Annotated in this window: 21 protein-coding genes, 1 tRNA gene and 1 riboswitch; of the genes, 10 read left to right on the top strand and 12 right to left on the bottom strand. The window is 64.1% G+C overall.

Annotation, left to right across the window (positions count from 1 at the left end):
* Window positions 1–2 precede the first annotated feature (2 nt).
* Window positions 3–995 carry an SGNH/GDSL hydrolase family protein gene (locus tag IC50_RS09565; RefSeq protein ID WP_035703358.1) on the top strand — a complete coding sequence of 331 codons (993 nt, stop codon included), beginning with the start codon at window positions 3–5 and terminating at the stop codon, window positions 993–995.
* A gap of 176 nt (window positions 996–1,171) precedes the next feature.
* On the opposite strand, the gene IC50_RS09560 is transcribed toward IC50_RS09565, so the two are convergent.
* Window positions 1,172–2,359 carry an O-succinylhomoserine sulfhydrylase gene (locus IC50_RS09560; protein WP_035703355.1) on the bottom strand — a complete coding sequence of 396 codons (1,188 nt, stop codon included), beginning with the start codon at window positions 2,357–2,359 and terminating at the stop codon, window positions 1,172–1,174.
* A gap of 76 nt (window positions 2,360–2,435) precedes the next feature.
* Window positions 2,436–2,515: riboswitch (SAM riboswitch) on the bottom strand.
* Window positions 2,516–2,595: 80 nt separating this feature from the next.
* Between IC50_RS09560 and IC50_RS09555 the strand changes: the two genes are divergently transcribed.
* The 4 genes from IC50_RS09555 (at window position 2,596) to IC50_RS09540 (ending at window position 7,088) form a co-directional block, all read left to right on the top strand.
* Window positions 2,596–3,732: a 2'-deoxycytidine 5'-triphosphate deaminase gene (locus IC50_RS09555; protein WP_085973654.1), complete on the top strand. Its 1,137-nt coding sequence runs from the start codon at window positions 2,596–2,598 to the stop codon at window positions 3,730–3,732.
* A 170-nt stretch (window positions 3,733–3,902) separates the two neighbouring features.
* Complete coding sequence (locus tag IC50_RS09550) at window positions 3,903–4,319, top strand: PAS domain-containing protein (protein ID WP_035703351.1); 417 nt, start codon at window positions 3,903–3,905, stop codon at window positions 4,317–4,319.
* A 104-nt stretch (window positions 4,320–4,423) separates the two neighbouring features.
* Window positions 4,424–5,476, top strand: coding sequence for a hypothetical protein (locus IC50_RS09545; protein WP_035703350.1), 1,053 nt, complete (start codon window positions 4,424–4,426; stop codon window positions 5,474–5,476).
* A 166-nt stretch (window positions 5,477–5,642) separates the two neighbouring features.
* Window positions 5,643–7,088 (top strand): MATE family efflux transporter, encoded by a 1,446-nt coding sequence (locus tag IC50_RS09540; RefSeq protein ID WP_035703349.1) that lies wholly within the window; start codon window positions 5,643–5,645, stop codon window positions 7,086–7,088.
* A 1-nt stretch (window position 7,089) separates the two neighbouring features.
* On the opposite strand, the gene IC50_RS09535 is transcribed toward IC50_RS09540, so the two are convergent.
* The 5 genes from IC50_RS09535 to IC50_RS09515 form a co-directional block, all read right to left on the bottom strand.
* Complete coding sequence (locus tag IC50_RS09535; protein ID WP_035703410.1) at window positions 7,090–7,560, bottom strand: hypothetical protein; 471 nt, start codon at window positions 7,558–7,560, stop codon at window positions 7,090–7,092.
* Window positions 7,561–7,673: 113 nt separating this feature from the next.
* Window positions 7,674–8,075 carry an SRPBCC family protein gene (locus tag IC50_RS09530; protein WP_035703348.1) on the bottom strand — a complete coding sequence of 134 codons (402 nt, stop codon included), beginning with the start codon at window positions 8,073–8,075 and terminating at the stop codon, window positions 7,674–7,676.
* Window positions 8,076–8,207: 132 nt separating this feature from the next.
* The gene (locus IC50_RS09525; protein ID WP_035703408.1) at window positions 8,208–8,567 is read right to left on the bottom strand and encodes a VOC family protein; all 360 of its coding nucleotides are present in this window, start codon (window positions 8,565–8,567) and stop codon (window positions 8,208–8,210) included.
* Between the two features lie 55 nt (window positions 8,568–8,622).
* Window positions 8,623–9,462 (bottom strand): helix-turn-helix transcriptional regulator, encoded by an 840-nt coding sequence (locus IC50_RS09520; protein WP_035703347.1) that lies wholly within the window; start codon window positions 9,460–9,462, stop codon window positions 8,623–8,625.
* Between the two features lie 10 nt (window positions 9,463–9,472).
* Window positions 9,473–10,051 (bottom strand): methylated-DNA--[protein]-cysteine S-methyltransferase, encoded by a 579-nt coding sequence (locus tag IC50_RS09515; protein ID WP_035703405.1) that lies wholly within the window; start codon window positions 10,049–10,051, stop codon window positions 9,473–9,475.
* 174 nt (window positions 10,052–10,225) lie between these two features.
* Here IC50_RS09515 and IC50_RS09510 point away from each other — a divergent pair.
* Window positions 10,226–10,299, top strand: a tRNA-Gly gene (locus IC50_RS09510).
* A 279-nt stretch (window positions 10,300–10,578) separates the two neighbouring features.
* Here the strand turns inward: IC50_RS09510 and IC50_RS09505 are convergent.
* From IC50_RS09505 to IC50_RS09480, 6 genes are all read right to left on the bottom strand, one after another.
* A complete protein-coding gene (locus IC50_RS09505) occupies window positions 10,579–11,019 on the bottom strand; it encodes a hypothetical protein (protein ID WP_035703345.1) in 441 nt (146 codons plus the stop codon).
* Window positions 11,020–11,221: 202 nt separating this feature from the next.
* Window positions 11,222–12,514: a type II toxin-antitoxin system HipA family toxin gene (locus IC50_RS09500; protein ID WP_035703343.1), complete on the bottom strand. Its 1,293-nt coding sequence runs from the start codon at window positions 12,512–12,514 to the stop codon at window positions 11,222–11,224.
* Complete coding sequence (locus IC50_RS09495) at window positions 12,511–12,804, bottom strand: helix-turn-helix transcriptional regulator (protein WP_157460931.1); 294 nt, start codon at window positions 12,802–12,804, stop codon at window positions 12,511–12,513. Before IC50_RS09495 ends, IC50_RS09500 begins: the two co-directional genes overlap by 4 nt.
* Window positions 12,805–12,878: 74 nt before the next feature.
* Window positions 12,879–13,121: a hypothetical protein gene (locus IC50_RS09490; RefSeq protein ID WP_035703337.1), complete on the bottom strand. Its 243-nt coding sequence runs from the start codon at window positions 13,119–13,121 to the stop codon at window positions 12,879–12,881.
* A 92-nt stretch (window positions 13,122–13,213) separates the two neighbouring features.
* Window positions 13,214–13,834, bottom strand: coding sequence for an RES family NAD+ phosphorylase (locus IC50_RS38405; protein ID WP_050990953.1), 621 nt, complete (start codon window positions 13,832–13,834; stop codon window positions 13,214–13,216).
* Between the two features lie 73 nt (window positions 13,835–13,907).
* Entirely contained in the window at window positions 13,908–14,306 is a 399-nt protein-coding gene (locus IC50_RS09480) for an antitoxin Xre-like helix-turn-helix domain-containing protein (protein WP_050990952.1), read from the bottom strand.
* Between the two features lie 191 nt (window positions 14,307–14,497).
* Between IC50_RS09480 and IC50_RS09475 the strand changes: the two genes are divergently transcribed.
* Genes IC50_RS09475 through IC50_RS09460 form a run of 4 tightly spaced genes read left to right on the top strand, consistent with a single transcriptional unit; the run spans window position 14,498 to window position 17,251 of the window.
* Window positions 14,498–14,986, top strand: a complete 489-nt coding sequence (locus IC50_RS09475) for a hypothetical protein (protein WP_035703334.1) — start codon at window positions 14,498–14,500, stop codon at window positions 14,984–14,986.
* A gap of 3 nt (window positions 14,987–14,989) precedes the next feature.
* Window positions 14,990–15,508 (top strand): DUF7665 family protein, encoded by a 519-nt coding sequence (locus tag IC50_RS41210; protein WP_035703333.1) that lies wholly within the window; start codon window positions 14,990–14,992, stop codon window positions 15,506–15,508.
* The gene (locus tag IC50_RS41205) at window positions 15,492–15,923 is read left to right on the top strand and encodes a Mov34/MPN/PAD-1 family protein (RefSeq protein ID WP_157460927.1); all 432 of its coding nucleotides are present in this window, start codon (window positions 15,492–15,494) and stop codon (window positions 15,921–15,923) included. The genes IC50_RS41210 and IC50_RS41205 overlap by 17 nt, the downstream gene beginning before the upstream one ends.
* Window positions 15,920–17,251: a hypothetical protein gene (locus IC50_RS09460; protein ID WP_035703330.1), complete on the top strand. Its 1,332-nt coding sequence runs from the start codon at window positions 15,920–15,922 to the stop codon at window positions 17,249–17,251. The genes IC50_RS41205 and IC50_RS09460 overlap by 4 nt, the downstream gene beginning before the upstream one ends.
* Window positions 17,252–17,523 lie beyond the last annotated feature (272 nt).

The following is a 17,523-nucleotide window of genomic DNA, read 5'->3' as shown; positions in this document are numbered from 1 at the left end:
TAATGAGTTCTCTCCGCCCTTTTTGCCTGACGTCATGGCTGGCCGGGTTCGCAGCAGCAGTGCTGCTGGTGCTGACGCCGGCCGCGCAGTCGCATGCGCAGACGCAAGCCGCGCCGGCGACGCCCGCCGCCGCGCAGTCGGCTGATCCCGCCCCGACATCGCCCTCCCAGACCACCGTCGCCGCGACTTCGCCCGAGCCGCGTGGCATCGCGGCGCGCGCCCTCGACAAGGTGAAGCAGGCCGCCAAATCCGCCGCCGACATCTTCAACCGTGTGCCCTGCCTGCCGCCGAAGGGCGGCTCGAAGGCGATGGGCTCGCTGCCGCACGTTGCCGGCAAGCTCGTCGCCGGCCGGCCCGTCGTCATCGTCGCGTTCGGCTCGTCCTCGACTCAAGGGTTCGGCGCGAGCTCGCCGGAGTTCAATTACCCCAATCGTCTCGCGGCGCAGCTCCGCCGGCACTATCCGACCGCCGACATCAGCGTCATCAATGCCGGCGTCGGCGGCGAGGACGCCCCCGAGATGATGAGGCGCCTCCAGACGCAGGTGATCGACGTGCACCCGGATCTCGTGATCTGGCAGGTCGGCACCAACGCCGTGCTGCGCAATCTCGATCCCGGCGACACCGCCAAGCTGGTGGAGGACGGCATCAGCCGCATCCAGGCTGCGGGCGACGCCGACATCGTGCTGGTCGATCCGCAATATTCGCCGGCCGTCAATCAGCGCGCCGAGAGCGCCGGCAAGATGGTGAAGCTGCTCGGCAAGGTCGCCGAGCTCCGTCACGTCGGAATCTTCCCGCGCTTCGAGGTGATGCGCGACTGGCATGAGAAGCAGGCCATTCCGGTCGAGGGCTTCGTGATCGCCGATGGGCTGCACATGAACGATTGGGGCTACGCCTGCTTCGCTCAGCTGTTGGGTGACGACATCATCCGTTCCGTCGGCCAGATCAAGCTCGGGGTGAACGTGCCCGCGGACGTGAGGACGTACCGGCCGATGTAGGTTTACTTCACCCTCCCCTGGAGGGGGAGGGTCGATCGCGCGCAGCGCGAGCGGGGTGGGGTGATCTCTCCACTCGGGCACCGTACGAGGTGGAGAGACCGTCACCCCACCCCGCTTCGCATTTCGCTTCGCTCCATACGAAGCGACCCTCCCCCTCCAGGGGAGGGTAAGAGCGCTCACGCCTTCTCCAGCGCCGCCGTCAGATCCTCGATCAGATCGTCCGCATGCTCGAGCCCGGCGGAGAAGCGGATGAACCCCTCGCTGATGCCGAGCGCGGCACGGTCCTCCGGCTTCAGGCGCTGATGCGTCGTCGTCGCCGGATGCGTGACGAGGCTCTTGGCGTCGCCGAGATTGTTCGAGATCTTCGCGAGCTTCAGTTCGTTGAGCACGCGGAACGCCGCCGCTTTGCCGCCCTTGACCTCGAAGCCGACCAGCGTCGAGCCGCCGCGCATCTGCTTTTTCACCAGCGCCGCCTGCGGATGATCGGCGCGGCCGGGAAAAACCAGCCGCGAAATCTTCGGATGGCTCGCCAGCGCGTCGGCGATGCGCGCCGCGTTATCGGTCTGCGCCCGCACGCGCACGCCCAGCGTCTCCAGGCCCTTGAGCAGAACCCAGGCGTTGAACGGCGAGATCGAGGGGCCGGTCTGGCGCATGAAATTGTGGATGTGCTCGGCGATGAAGGCCTCCGAGGACAGGATGATGCCGCCCAGGCACCGGCCCTGGCCGTCGATATGCTTGGTCGCGGAATAGACGACGACGTCGGCCCCCAGCGCGAGCGGGCTCTGCCAGATCGGCGTGGCGAACACGTTGTCGACGACGAGCCGCGCGCCGCCCTTGTGCGCGATCTCGGCGATGGCAGGAATGTCGAGCACATCCAGCGTCGGGTTGGTCGGGCTCTCCAGGAAGAACGTCTTCGTGTTCGGCTTCAGCGCGCGCTGCCACTGGTCGAGATCGAGCCCGTCGACCAGCGTGGTCTCGATGCCGTAGCGCGGCAACAGGTCCTGCACGACGTAGAGGCATGAGCCGAACAGCGCGCGCGAGGCCACGACGTGATCGCCGGCCTTCAGCGGCGCCAGGATCGCGGTCGTCACCGCGGCCATGCCGGTCGCCGCCGAGCGGGCGGCCTCGGCACCCTCGAGCTCGATCATGCGGCGCTCGAACATCGCGATGGTGGGGTTGGAGTAGCGCGAATAGATGAAGCCCGGATCCTCGCCCTTGAACCGCGCCTCGCACTCCTCGGCGCTGTTGTAGACGTAGCCTTGCGTCAGGAACAGCGCCTCCGACGTCTCGCCAAATTGCGAGCGCAGGGTCCCGGAATGGACCAGGCGGGTTTCGGGACGGTAGTTGGCAGGCGACTTCGACATAGGACCCTCCGACATGACCATTCGAGCAGAAATGGTCACAAAAAAACCGGCCTGGATATATCTCCACGGGCCGGGATCACAGAGGTCCCCGGCCTGTTTAGCGACTTATTTAACGTGGCTGCAAGCCGGCCGGCTCAAATCACCACGGGATAAGTGATGCTCATATTCCGCAATGCCCTTTCCGTCAAGGCGTCCATCGGATAGCCGTAAAAGCTTGGTATTTTCCGCATGTGCGGATGCGTTTGACCCCTGACGAGGGCCCCCGGTTGAGTTTCACGGTCGCCGCCGACGCCAATGGTATCCTGCCCGACCGCATGATCGCGGCGATGGCGGAAGCGGGGCTCATCCTGCCCGAATACGACTTCGTCGAGAGCCAGATCCAGCCGGCGAGCCTCGATCTGCGTCTCGGCGACATCGCCTATCGCGTCCGCGCCAGTTTCCTGCCAGGTCCCGGCGCCACCGTCGCCGAGCGCATTGACGAATTGAAGCTGCACGAGTTCAGCCTCGCCGACGGCGCGGTGCTGGAGACCAACTGCGTCTATATCGTGCCGCTGCTCGAAAGCCTGGCACTGCCGCCGGAGATCGTCGCGGCCGCCAACCCGAAGAGCTCGACCGGCCGGCTCGACGTCTTCACCCGCGTGATCGCCGACGGCACCCGCCGCTTCGACATGATCGGCGCCGGCTATCATGGCCCGCTCTATGCCGAGATCAGCCCGAAGACGTTTCCAGTGCTGGTGCGCGAGGGCTCGCGCCTCAGCCAGGTGCGCTTCCGCACCGGCGACGCCATCCTCAACGCCGACGAGCTCGATGCACTGCACGCCACTGAGCGTCTCGTCGACGTCGACGATGCCGACCTCTCCGGCGGCGTCGCCGTCTCGGTCGATCTATCGGGCGAGAAAGCCAACGGCTTCGTCGGCTACCGCGCCAAGCGCCACACCGGCGTCGTCGACGTCGATCGCCGCTCCGGCTACGCGGTCGAAGACTTCTGGGAGCCGATCTCGGCGCGCCCCGACGGCAGCCTGATCCTCGATCCCGGCGAGTTCTACATTCTCGCCTCCAAGGAAGCCGTGCAGGTGCCGCCCGATTACGCCGCGGAGATGGTGCCGTTCGATCCCCTGGTCGGCGAGTTCCGCGTGCATTATGCCGGATTCTTCGATCCCGGCTTCGGCTATGCCGGCGCCGGCGGGCAGGGCGCGCGCGCCGTGCTCGAGGTGCGCTCGCGCGAGGTGCCGTTCATCCTCGAGCACGGCCAGATCGTCGGCCGTCTCGTCTACGAAAAGATGCTCGCCCGCCCCGACGCGATGTACGGCCAGCGCATCGGCTCCAATTATCAGGCCCAGGGCCTCAAACTATCGAAGCATTTCCGGGTGTAGCCCCCCACTCTACTGTCGTGCCCCGGCTTGACCGGGGCATCCAGTACGCCGCAGCCTCTCGATCCGATCACTGCTGTCTCGGAATACTGGATCGCCCGATCAAGTCGGGCGATGACATCCAATGTGTGGCAGGATGCGTAACCAATCCGGGCTGCTTGCGAGGTGATGACATGACCGATCATTCCCAACTCGACGCAAACATCCTCAACGATGTCGCGGACGCGCTGATCTATTCGGATCGCTCCGGTACGATCACGCGCTGGAATCGTGCGTCGACCGTCTTGTTCGGCTTCTCCGCCGCGGAAGCGCTGGGCCAGAACCTCGACCTGATCATTCCCGAGCATCTCCGCGCCGCGCACTGGAAGGGTTTCGAGGCCGCGCTCGCCAGTGGCGCGCTGAAGCTTGCGGGCAAGCCGACGCTGACCCGCGCGCTGCACCAGAGCGGCCGCAAGCTCTACATCGAGATGACCTTCGCGCTGGTGCGGGACGCCGGTGGGGCCGTGGTCGGATCCGTGGCAATGGCGCGCGATGTCACCGAGCGGGTCGAGCGAGAGCGCGCGGCCAAGGCGCCGCCGCAAACTTCGTGATGCGGAATTGACGATCGCTCGCGCAGAGCGCCCTGCATGGACCTCATGTTGCCTGCCGGCGGGTGCAGTGACACACTCGATCAAACCAACGATCGGGAGTGAACATGGCCGCCGCTCTGGACGCCGCGCAGGAAGCCCAATGGAAGCGCTGGCGCGCGGTCGCCGACCTCTATCACGCCTGCTTCACCGGCCTCATCCTCACCGTCGTCACGCGGCGCGGCAGCGCTGATGCCGCCGAGTTCGTCTTCCGCGTGTTTCGCCGTCAGCAGCAGGAGCGCTTCCTGCCGGGCCTCAAGAAGCTCGGGATCGATCATCTGCCGCCGGCGGTCGCCGCCGCGCAATATCACTACCTCTCCAACTGGATCGGCGGCGTGCATGTCGAATACATGTATGAGAGCGACACCAAGGCCTGGATCCGCTATCCGCCGCCGCGCTGGATCTGGAAGGGCACCGCGATCTGCGGCGTGCCGGGCGAAGTCAGCCGCGCGATGCTGCGCGGCTGGCACGCCAACAACGGCGTTGCGCTCGGCGACCTCAGGCTGGGCTTCGTCTGCACCAAGCAGAGCGTCGACGGCCAGGACGGGCTCGAAGGCTACTACCACCAGTACGACCACCCGCTCGAGCTGGACCAGCGCCTGGTGTTTTCGCGGCATCTGGAGGCGCCGTTGTTCGATGCGAAGACCGCGCCGGCGCTGCCGGTCGAGAGCTGGCCGAAGCCGCGTCTGGAAAAAGCCTATCGCAACTACGCGATGGAATATGTCCGCACCGCTGCGCCCGTGATGGTGCAGCTGTTCGGCCCGGAGGATGCCGGCTATCTCCTGCATCTCACCGGCAAGCTGATCGGCATGCAATATTTCGACGAGGTTGCCTCGGCGCTGGCGATGACCCGCGGCGGTGCGAGCGAGTTCGCATCGTTCCTGAGCGCGTTGCTCGCCGCGCAGGATGATGCGGCCGAGATGACGCGATCAGAAGGCACGTTCGAAATCCGCCAGCGGAGCTGGAAGCTGATGGACGACGTCGCCGACCATCACCGCGCTTGCACGAGGGTGCTGGAGGGACTGGTCGAAGGGCTCGCCGCGGGTTGCGGCCGGCATATCGGCGTGCACATGCGTTCCGCAGTCGGTGGCCGTCCGCCACTGGTCTGGACGATCGGGTAAGTTCACCTATTGGAATGCGCTGCCGCAGGGCACGCCTGCATCCGACGCAGGAGGAACCGGCGCGCACCATGCTAACAAGCCCCCGCCGCGCCCTGCGCGCGAATAGATTGATTGGCACACCTGTTCATTGCCGCGCCGCAAATGGTGCTCCTGCCCGGGAGAGGACATGTCGGACATCGCCGAGATCCCGGTCGATGAGCAAGAGCGACCGTTGCGGCCGCCCCCGCGCCCCGTCAAGAGCGCGCTGACCGACGGGCCGATCCTGCGCACGCTGCTGTCCCTCGCCTGGCCGAACGTGATCGGCTTGTCGGCCGGCATCTGCGTGGTGATCGCGGAGACCTCGTATGTCGGCCGGCTCGGTGTCGAGGCGCTGGCGGCGATGGCGCTGGTGTTTCCGACCGTGATCCTGACCATGACGATGTCGGGCGGCGCCATGGGCGGTGCGGTGGCCTCGGCCATCGCACGCGCGCTCGGCGCCGGCGATCGCGAGCGTGCCGGCACGCTCGCGGTGCATGCGATGCTGATCGGCATCAGCTTCGGCCTCGTCTTCATGCTGGGCATGCTGATCTTCGGGCCCACGGTACTCGAAATGCTCGGCGGCCGCGGCAATGTGCTGGCGCATGCGATCGCCTACACGCAGGTGTTTTTCGGCGGCGCCGTGCTGCCCTGGTTGCTCAACACCATGGCGGGCGTCCTGCGCGGCACCGGCAACATGAAGCTGCCGTCGTTCCTCATCCTCAACTCCGCGGTCTGGCAGATCGCGCTCGGCGGCACGCTCGGCCTCGGTCTCGGCCCCATTCCGCCGCTGGGCATGCGCGGCGTCGCGGCCGGCGCGCTGATCGCCTACTCCATGAACGTCTGCATCATGGGCTGGTACCTGTTCTCCGGCCGCGCACGGATCGCACCGAAGCTTCGGGGCCTGCGCATCCAGTGGGCGATGTTTTTCGACATCCTCAAGGTCGGCGCCATCGCCTGCTTCTCGCCGCTGCAATCGGTGCTGACGATCTCGATCTTCACCCACATGCTGGCGAAGTTCGGTACCGCGATCCTCGCCGGCTACGGCATCGGCGCGCGACTCGAGTTTCTGCTGACCTCGATCGCGTTCTCGTTCGGCATCGCCTGTGTGCCGATGGTCGGGATGGCGATCGGCGCCGGCCGCATCGCGCGCGCCCGGCGCATCGCCTGGACCGCCAGTGCCGCCGCTTTCGTGGCGGTGGGCGCGCCGGCGTGTCTCGTTGCGATCTTCCCCGATCTCTGGGTCAACATCTTCACCGACAGCGTGGCCGTGCGCGCGGCGAGCCATCAATATCTCTCGACAGTCGGGCCGTTCTACGCCTTCTTCGGCCTTGCAACGACGATGTATTTCTCCTCGCAAGGCGCGGCCAAGGTGATCGGACCGGTGCTGGCGCAGACGGCGCGGCTGGTCTACATCGCCGCTGTCGGCTGGTGGCTGTCGACGCACGAGGCCAGTGCGCAAAGCTTCTTCTGGCTGGCCGCGAGCTCGATGGTCGTGCTCGGCGTGCTGTCATGCTCCAGCGTGGTGCTGACGCGTTGGGGGCCGCACGGGAGCAAGACTGCGATCAGGCCGGCTCTGTCCGGCGCCACCGACTAGACTAGCGATGCTTGCGGCGGCGATGGCCGCCACCGACATTGGCGAGCCGCATCAGTTGCGGGATCATCGCCATCATCTCGCTGCCACCGGCGCCGCCGATCATGCCCATGATGTCGCCGCCACCGAACCCGGCCGGCATGGTGCCTCCGCCCATCGGCGTGTAGCCGCCGTAATTGGGCGCACCGAATCCGCCGCCAAAACTGCCGCCTGTCACTCCGCCGGGCCCGCCGCCGCCGTTCTCGATCATGCGGCTCATCATCGGACCCATGGTCTGCATCAGCATGGCGAAGCGGCGCTTGCCCATCTTCGCCTTCATCATCTCCAGCATCGGCGCCATCTGGGTCATCATGTCCTCGCCGCCGGCACCCCCGCCGCCGAAGCCTGCGAACTGCGCCTTCGCCGGCGTGCTCGCGAAGGAAAACAGCAGCAGCACGGCGGCTGCCTGGCAGATCACCTTGTCCGCACCTTTCATGGCATGCTCCTCGCGTGCGCTGCGCCGCCGGGAGAGCGGAGCCAACCGGACGCACGCGGGCATGATTGCGGACGGCGAGGGCGGAGCTCTGTGAGAAAACTCACAGAGGGCAGTCAGGCCGCGGCGGCCGGAAAAGCCTTTTGCATGGCGATGACGGCGTCCTTGGTCTGTCCCTGAACGTAAGGCGCAAGCTCGTTCGGCAGCATGTCGATGATCCACACCAGGCGGCTTCTCCGCTCGCCGTCGGCGATCACCTGCACCGAGGCGCTGTAATGCTTCAGCCGCTCGTTGTTGATTGCATAGACGAGGCGCTGCCGCGCATCGTCGCAATCGACCAGCACCTCGCGCGCGACCGAGCCGTTGGCGAAGGTGACGATGCGCGCATCGCCGTCGAGCGTGCAGGCGGTGACGAAGCCCGGCACCAGCCGCTGATGCAGCGCGCCGAAGTCGCGCACCGCATCCCAGACGTCGTGCGCGGAGGCGGGAAGGGGGATGTCGTTCAGGATGGAGGCCATGATTCTTTCTCATCAGATGGAGTCATTCCGGGGCGCGCGAAGCGCGAACTACGGCGCGCCGTTGCGCGCCGGAGAATCTCGAGATTCCGGGTTCGGTCCTTCGGATCACGCCGGAATGACGGTGCAACAAACTCAGCTACAAACCGCCTCGACATTGTTGCCGTCGGGGTCGATCAGGAACGCCGCGTAATAGGTCGGGCTGTAATCCCTGCGCGGCCCGGCACCGCCATTGTCGCGGCCGCCGCTCTTCAGCCCTTCGCTGTGGAACGCCTTGACCGCGTCATGATCTTTGGCGCGAAACGCGATATGCGCGCCATCGGCCTTGCGGCCCTTGTTGAGATGCAGCCACAGCGCCGTCTCGCCTTTCGGCCCGAAGCCGGCATAACCGTCGCCGCTGGAGCAGAGGACATAGCCGAGCGGGGCGAGCACCGCGGTGTAGAAGCGCGTGGCGGCGTCGAGGTCGGCAACGCGCAATCCGATGTGGTCATACATGATCGTCTCCATTGCAAGGCGCGCCGAAACTGGCGCGCGCCGGAAACGACCCTAATCAGTTGAGCGCAAGCCGCTCTTGGAGAATCTTGCGCATCCCCTTCGAGGCCTGGCGGAACCTGGTCGGCGATACCCCGGCGGCGCGATGGAAGGTGCGGACGAAATTGGAGAGATCGCCGAAGCCGACGTCATAGGCGATGTCGGTGACCGCGATGTCGTCGTCGGCAAGCTTGCGCGCGGCGTGCCGCAGCCGCGAGCGCACCAGATATTGGTGCGGGGTGACGCCGAGCACGCTCGAGAACAGCCGCAGGAAATGGAACGGGCTGAGACCGGCCTGCTTTGCTGCCTGTTCGAGATCGACTTCGGCATGCGAGTTGTGGTCGATCCACAGCGCGGCCTCCACCGCGCGGCGGCGGTCGCGCGCGGTCGGCGTCGCCGGCTTGCGCGCCTTGCCGGACACAACATCCACGAAGCGGCCGGCCAGGATCTGGCCGATCTCGTCGACGCCGAGGTCGCTGTTGCCATCTGCTGCCGTCTGGGCCAGCTCGCCCAGCACCATCAGCTCGGGCAGCGGCGGCGTCGCGCCGACCTGCCAGACCGCGCGCTGTCCACCGAGAGTCTCGACCAGCTCCGCGCTGAGGAAGAAGCCGAGGCAGACGTCGCCGCTGACATGCTCATGCGTGCAGGTGTATTCCTCACCGGGGGCACCAACCAGCATCGAGCCTGCCACCAGCTCGAAGAAGCCCGCACGGCAATGGCAGCCGAAGCTGCCCGAGCGAACATAGGCGATGGAATGGCCGCCGCGGCATTCGGCAAACGGCGTGTCGTCCGGTCCCGCATCGCAGCGAAATTCGGAGACCGTCATCGATGGCGTCGTCAACAGCGTGGTGGCGTCCATGCCGTCTTATCTAGGTGGACGGTCTCGGCGGAGCAACGGGTAGCAGCACCTCGAACAGCGTCTTGCTGGCGATGGGATGGGCGCCTTCGAGCGCCAGCAGCCGCCGCTTGGAGATCACGCCGCCATAGGGCGAGTGCCGATCGGTATAATTGCCGGCCTCCAGCACCCGGTGGCAGGGCACGATCAGCATGTAGGGATTTCTGGCGATTGCCTGCGCCACCGAGTGCACGGCGCCGGACGCGCCCAGTGCCTTGGCGATTTCGTGGTGGGTGCGCGTTTCGCCGCGCGGGATCGTACAGGTGTGCTCGTAGACCCGCCGGTTGAAGCCGGGCACCCCGCCGGCGTCCAGGCTGACGCCGGAGAAATCCGGCTCGGCGCCTTGCAGCAGGCCTGTGATGCCCTCGATCGCAAGCTCGGCGTTCTCGGACGGGCGCTGCTCGCGCGCCTCGGGATGGACCTGGAAAATCCGGCGGCGGGTATCGATCTCCCGCGCCTCCGGCAATTGCACGGCGACCACGCCGGTGCTGCTCCAGATGATGGCGCAGCGCCCCAGCGCCGTGTCGAATATCGCGTACGCGCGCCCCACCATGCACACGCCCCGCTCAGTGCACGTTTTTCCCCAGACGCGCGATCATAACACCGCCACAATCCGGCGCACCTGGAAATCTTGTCAGGACGTTAACAACCGTCGGGCCGGGCGCGCCAAACCGCTTGGCGGGAGGCGCCGTCTCGGCTAATCAGGATGGGCGCGAAGCGCGCATGAGCGGGCGTAGTTCAATGGTAGAACGGCAGCTTCCCAAGCTGCATACGAGGGTTCGATTCCCTTCGCCCGCTCCAACACGCCTTTGCCCAGTAAAATAAGGCATTTACGGACGTTCCGCGTCCCGAAGCCTCGCCGATTCTGTAATTTGCGTACAACCCTCGTACAAATAGTTATCCAGAATCTAGCGGATGGCGTGTCGGCATGCCCGCCATCGAAGTTAATCGCCGCCGGTATCGACAACAGCACGTCGGCTTCACCATCATCATGGTGCCGACGACGATACCGACGATTATGATCGCGGATATCCGTAAGGATGTTATCGGTCGCCGCTCTGGTCGTCCTGCAACGTGCCCTTACCAGCCTTTTCGAGCCCGAACTGGACCATCCCGATCGTCTGATGGGATCGCCGCGTCCAAGAACTTTCCAATCGTGGAATATGGTGTCAGGTTCTTAACCTGCAGCACGCGAGCAGCGCGGGCGAAGTGTAGCGCCCATCGCTTAGTGTGTTCTCGCACTAAGACTTCCGGCCGTAGCGACTTTAGTATCGCCTCAGCATTTTCATCGTCATTTGTTTCGATGGCTGGCTCTTCGTCGATCTGGTCGAAAAAGTGCGCCAACTCATGCACGATCAGGGGCACTGCGCGCTTTTCGTCGACCGTGAAGTAATCGGCGTTTAACAAGAAGACATCGGTCGGCTTGGACAGGCCCAGCAGCTTGTGAGCGCCGACCCGGAAGCCGGCGTCGTTGTCGAAGAAACCCTTGCTTTCGATGATTTTGAAGTCGTTTGGGTTCATTCCGCAAATATCGAGGTAGCGCTATTCTTGGAATCTATCCCAATCAAAACCAATTCATGGCCACGGGCTTGGAGGATCGCATCTAGATTTTTCCCAAATGCAACTCTCGCATAGCGAGCGAGAGCCTTCCTCAATTTCGCGCAAAGATCCGGGTAGGCCATCGTTCACCTGCAAGTAGTCGACGATTTCAGGCGCGGCGTGTTCACGCCGAGTATTGCTGCACGATCGCTTTGCCGCGCGCGGAGATTCCGTCCAGCATCGTGTCAAGCACCGGTTCTTTCAGGCCCTCGACCCTCGCCTCCTTCACTACGTCGCTTAGCGCGTCGGGAATCTTCTCGCCGAGCGCCACCAATCGCGCGATCATCTCGTCGGGATCCATTTTCATCAGTTCCGCCTGGCGTCTCCAATGCCGCGGCAGGACTTCTGAGAACTTGTAATAGCCGCCAATCTTCATCGCCATGCGCAGTCGCCGCCGCTCATGTTCGTCGTCGTCGTAAGGCACGAAGCTCAGAACGTCGTAGAGCGGCGCAAGAAACATCCGCCGACCCGGGAGCTGGATGACAGAGAAGTTCTTCGCGTGCGCGTCGGTACCGAGCACCAGGAAGTTGAAGGCGATCATGTCGGCGAACGCGGCCTTGTCCGCCTCTGGATCGGTGGCGTAGCGCAGCACGTCGTTGGAGATCTGCTCGATCGAGGGGCCGCCATCGCTCTGGTACTTGACGGCCGGATGCACACCGAGCGCCTGGCACATGTCTTCTTGGTGGAAGCGTCTGACGACGCCGTCCTTGTCGATCTCGCGGTCGTACCGGGTGACGACGATCGCGACCTCTTCGCCAAATTTCCCGACCTTAACTTCGGCCGCCGTGATCCCGACGTGGTTCGCGAGACGCAGGCACGCGTACTCGTTCTCGGTCGTGCCTCGGAGGTGAGGCATCGGCGGCTTGAGGATGTGCGTAGTCGCCAGGCGGCCGCTCGGTACGCCCCACCGCTTTCCGTCGAACAGCAAGGCCATCTTCGGCTGCGCGCCGGCGAGACTGAAATGTCCTCGGTCGCCGTCGCGACGGCCCGTCCAGGTTCTCTCCTCGCGCAAGCGCTTGAGGCGGTTCGCGACCTCCGCCTCGTCGATCCACTGGACTTCCCCGGGCGAATTAGCGTTGGCGTCCATCCACTCGTCGGTGACGATCTGGATCGCGCCCGCGCAGTCCTCTCCGACCTTCGACAGCAGAGCGAACGCGCTGTTCGGGGACACGCCGTATATCTGTCCCCATTTCTGCAGGGTCTGGTCGTTGTCCGGAAGCAGATTCCAGAGATAGTTGGCCACCTTCGCGCCGGAGTGCTTCTTGGCGGCGAGAGGCAGGGACATCGAAAGCGGGATCTGGACCCTGTCGGCGGCGAGCCAACGATCGGCGTACTCGATGGCGAGGACGCCGGTATCCATCTGCTCGAGACGGCCGATCGGTACGCCGCCCATCAGGACGTTCATGAATTTACTCATCGCCGCCGTCCCTTGAGGAAGCTTGGCTCGTCGAGCGCGAGATCACCGGTGTCCAAGTCGTCGTTCCGTGCAGACTTCGGCAGACTGTCGATGTTCAGGTCGATCCCCAGCGTGGCGAAGGCCTTTAGCACCGTTCCGAGGCTCGGGTTCTCTAGGCGGCCGGTCTCGAATTGCGAGATCCATTCCTGAGTGGTCCCTAGCGTCTCGGCAAGTTGCTTTTGGGTCAGCTTCCGCCGATGACGGGCTTCCCGGACAGCCAGCCCTAAGTCGCTGATTGTCTTTAAAATCATGCCGATCATCCCTATGAGTTTTAAGACATATAACGGATTTATGAGTTTTACGCAATATCTTGAGGATATTAGTTTTAGCTCATAATCAGGCAATATGACTTAAAACTAATGCCGAGCTTGGATGCCTTGGTACCATCGTCATCGGCCGCTTTTTCCGCATCGCGACCAGCATCATGGCCCACCCGTGCCGACGCCGGGACCTGAACGGTCGGGCGGTCGTGGCGCCCGGATGCGCTGGTCTCCTCGTAAGCCGCCAGACCGACGTTGGCACGCAGGTCGCGCACCACCCACAGGATCAGCATCAGCAGCAGCAGCACCGTGCGGACCGCCTACATGACCGCGTACCAGCCGAACCTATCCTCCCTCTCGTTTGTTGGGCGAACAATCCGCATTGCGAGATTTGGCCGGATCAGGCGGCGGTGTCAGATTCCGATTTCAAAAGGTCCTCGGGTACGATGACTTTGGTTTCGGCTGGAAGCGAAAACAGCTTGTGAATCCTCTCGCCGTTCCACAGGAAGCAGAAGTGCTCAGTCTGTGCGGCGGGCGGCACAAAGGCCGTTGGTCTAAGCACCACCGCCAACGGGTTGCCCGCTCCTCGCGGTCCCCGCACGAGCACTCCGTATGATTTGTTGGCGCGCAGTTCGGCGATACGCGTTCTCAGGGTTGGGTCGTCAGTCTTCAGGTCGGTGAGATCGGTGAAAGCTGCCTTCAACGGTACTTTGATCACGCGCATCACTAGCCGGCATGGTCCTTCGGCGGTGCGACGAAGGAAGATTTCGCGTCGCGCGATTGCGAGCAAGAGAGCCGAGTGAAGCGTCTCGGCAACGATCGAAAAGCCGAAAGATCCATCACCGTAAGCGGACGGTTCCGGATCGGGGTAGGCAAATGGCGCGACCAACCAGTGCTGCTCCACCCTACCTTCATCCTCAGGCAGAAGGACGCCTTTCCGAAGGCGAGGGTTAGTGGACGCTTCGATGCGTTTGATCGCGTCCCAATCTTCTGGTGAAGCCACACCGGCGTAAAGCTCCACGGGGGGGAATCGCGACGGAATCAGCCTGTAGCAGCTTGACCAATCGATCTGCCTCTTCGGCTCACGCTTCAATTCAACCCCCGCGCTGCGCGTCTAGGTAGCTTCTAACCTTGAACACGTCCGCTACATGGCCTGTCTCGGTCATGTAGTCGATTGCTGAGATCCCATTCAGGAACGGCGCTTGGTTAGGCCTTCTGATCCAGCCGTCGCTGGCGCCATCGTCGGTGAACAAGATTTGCAAACATTTGTGGATGTTGAGTATGTGCGACAGACGCTCGACGGTGTCGTTCGAAAGCGCGCCGCCTTCCTTCTTCCATTTGAAGAACGTTGAGCGAGGCGGCGAACCAAGAAGTTTGATCTGCTCGTCGGTCGACAATTCCCACAGTGCGGCAATTCCGAAGAATGCTCTGAGAGCGGCCTCAGCATCGTGCTCACGTCTCTCTTCTTCTTGTTCTCGGGGTGGTGCTGTCATACCTCCTCCTGTCTCGTTGTAGACTTTTTAAAGATTTAGTCTATATATGGATAGTCCAGTGCTGGACCCGAATCACATTCTAGTCCGGCGATCCGAGCCGGGGAAGCGGAACGGCATTGGAGGACGGCTTGTCCGTAAGAGTGCAATCCGCGCGGTTCGGCTTCCCCGACCGCCAGCGAGAAGGACTACCCATGAGCGATATTGTTGAAGACCGCCTGATGGTCGTGTTTGCGACAGAAGGCACCGGCCATTACGAAGCGGAGATCGGTTCCACCACCACCGTGACGGAGTTCGTCGAGATCGCCGTCACCAAGACCGGGATCGAAGGCTTGATCGAGGTCTATGTCGAGGACGCCGAGGAGCCGCTCGGTCACGACGCGGTCCTGATCGAGCATCTGTCGGTCGAGTTCGCGCCGCTTCATGTCGCCAAGCCCGGCAAGATCGCGACCACGGTCCGCTACCAGGGCCGTCACGTCGAGCATCCCTTCCGTCCGTCGGCGACGATCGCGAAGGTGACGAAGTGGGCGGTCAGCCAGCTTGCCTCGACCGAGGACCCGATCGACTTCCAGCTGAAGCACGACGGCCACGTGCTGCCGCCGGACTCGCATCTGGGCCAGGTGGCTCGCGGCGAGAAGTCGATCGTCCTCGATCTCGTCTTCAAGGTGAAGCCGCAGGGCTAGACCATGGGACCCGATCATAACGCGCTCATGCGCGATCTGGCATCGCCGACCTTTAAGGTCGGCATGCGCCGAGGTCGCTGGGCCTTGCTCGGCATCAAGTTTCCGATCGCGATGTTCTTCGTCGCGGCACCGGTTCGTCTCGGCGGTCCGACCGGTTTCCTGCTGCGGTCGGACTGTTCCGGATACCCGGCGACGGCGCCGACCTCTCAGCTTTGGCATGGCCGCGACGACCAGGCGCTCGCTGATGCGCACCGGCCCAAGAACAAGCAAGGCGGCACGATGGTCTCGTTCGCCCAGTGGTCGACGCCGTGCCTCTATCATCCAGTCGACCGGCTGGCGCGGAGCCACTGGCCCGGTCAGTACCAGGAACTCTGCTGGACTGCCGACAAGACGATCATCTTTCTGCTGGAGACCGTGCATGGCCTTCTCGATTCTACGGAATATTCGAGCGCTAGTCTTCCCGCCGCGGCGCTTGAACTGCCGCAGGAGTTTGTGGCTGGAAACGTTGTCACTGCTGCGTGAGCGCGGCCGGGGTCATCGCGAGAGCGGCGGTTTCCTTCTCGGCCGCGGGGTCGACGGCCTCAGGACGATAGAAGCGTTTCTGCCATACGACGATGTCGATCCGCACGCGTTGCAGGGTGCGATCCTGTTCGATGGTTCGAAGATGGACATCGTCTGGGATCTATGCCGGCGCGAAGGACTGGAGGTCGTGGCCGACGTCCACACCCATCCCGGCGGCGGTGTCGGCCAGAGCCAGACCGATCGCGACAACCCGATGATCCCCGAAGTCGGGCACGTCGCGATCATCGTGCCGAATTTCGCGGATCGCGCGTATCTGCCTGGCGAAATCGGCATCTACGAATATCGCGGTCGTCGGCAGTGGGCCGATCGCAGCGATGATGCCGGCAGTTACTTCGCGGTCAGGAGGTTCGCATGAACCTTTCGATCGAAGACGATCGCTTGGCGCAGCTGCTCATGCGCGGCGACGGTCATCTCCGCTACGACGAGGCGCGGAGAAGGCTCGATCAAGCCGCGCTTGTTCTCACCGCCGATGCCGCGACTGGCGCGCCGTGGATCCAGGCGGCGCTGTTGACAGCGGCGGAATGCGGCGTGCGGATGTTTCCCGGTGGCGTCTATCTCGGCTCCGATTTCGGCGACACGACTGTGGTCGGGCAATTCGGCAGATGGCCCGTCCGTCGGCATCTCGAACTCGCGGGATGCCGCTCTACGGCTGCGCCCGCGCACGCCGTCGCCTTGCACGTCGGTATCGAGCGCCGGCGGATACAGGGCGGGGCGCTGTGCTGGGCCGATGGCTGGGCAGGCGTCGTCGGCATCGCAGCGCCGGCCGATCCGCCCAGGGACGGCAACGAAATCGGCGGCGTGATCGCGGCCGCTATGGGCATCGGCGAGGTCTTCCGCAGTGTCGTGCTCGGAGACAAGCTCGCCTGTCGCAGGACTTCGAGATTGTCGGCGTTGTCGCCGGGCTGCGAAGACGCTGCCGGCATCGATCTCGCCTACCTGCCAGCGGCGTACTGGATGTTGGGGCTCGGCAATCTCGGTCAGGCCGCGCTGTGGACCATTGGACTTCTCCCGTATGCCGATCCGGGTATGGTCTCCCTGTTTCTTCAGGACGTGGACAAGTCCGAAGTCGGCAATCTCGCCATCCAGTTGTTGACCAAGCCGGACTGGATCGGCCGTAAAAAGGCCCGCAACGCGGCGTCGTGGGCGGAGGCGCGTGGCTTCGGCACCACGGTCATCGAAAGCCGGTTCGTCGATGGCACCAAGCGCTCGGCGGACGAGCCCGGCCTGGCGATCGTCGGCGTCGACAATCTCGCAGCTCGGCGCGCCGCGGCCGGTTCGAACTTCGATCTCGTCGTTGACGCCGGCCTTGGTTCCACGCCGTCGGAGATCTTCGACATTCGGCTCCACGGCTTCCCCGGGAGGCGCTCGCCCGAGAAGGCTTGGCTCCAGCAGGACGGTCACTTGGAAGTTCCTCTTGTCCCGGCTCTCCAAGAGCTCGTCGACGCCGGTCGAATCGATCACTGCGGGGCGTTGATGATTGCTGGCCGCAGTCTCGGCGTGCCGTCGACAGCGGTCGTCGCGGCCGCAATCCAGGTGGCCCAGGCCTGTCGGGCCGTCAGCGATGGTGGCTTCGTTGATCTCGCCGACGTGTCACTGACGAATTGTCGTCGCGCGACCGGCCACCGCCACGCATTGACTAGGCCGGGAATCCTTCCGTTTGTCCGGCCGAGGAGGGGAGGTTGAACCGTGTCCACCGAAAAGCACCGGGTGCCATCGCAGAGGTCGGGCATTGGGGGCGGGTAATGCGCAATTGCGAGTCTTGCCGCCTGGGCAATCGAGGCAGGCGCAGCCTAAGGACTGCTCAAACGCTCGGTAACTTTCGTTCGGCTGCGTTTAGTCGCGATGTCGCGAAAACGTATTTCCACCATTGAACCAAAGAGGGAGTCCCTTTTGCTTGCGAGCCGGTTGTCCGCGAGGCAATATGCAAGCGAAATCAAGGGGGCATAGCTTGTTCT

Source organism: Bradyrhizobium genomosp. I (2014) (genome assembly GCF_000261685.1).
Lineage (GTDB): Bacteria > Pseudomonadota > Alphaproteobacteria > Rhizobiales > Xanthobacteraceae > Bradyrhizobium.
This window is presented reverse-complemented; position numbering and strand designations above follow the sequence as displayed.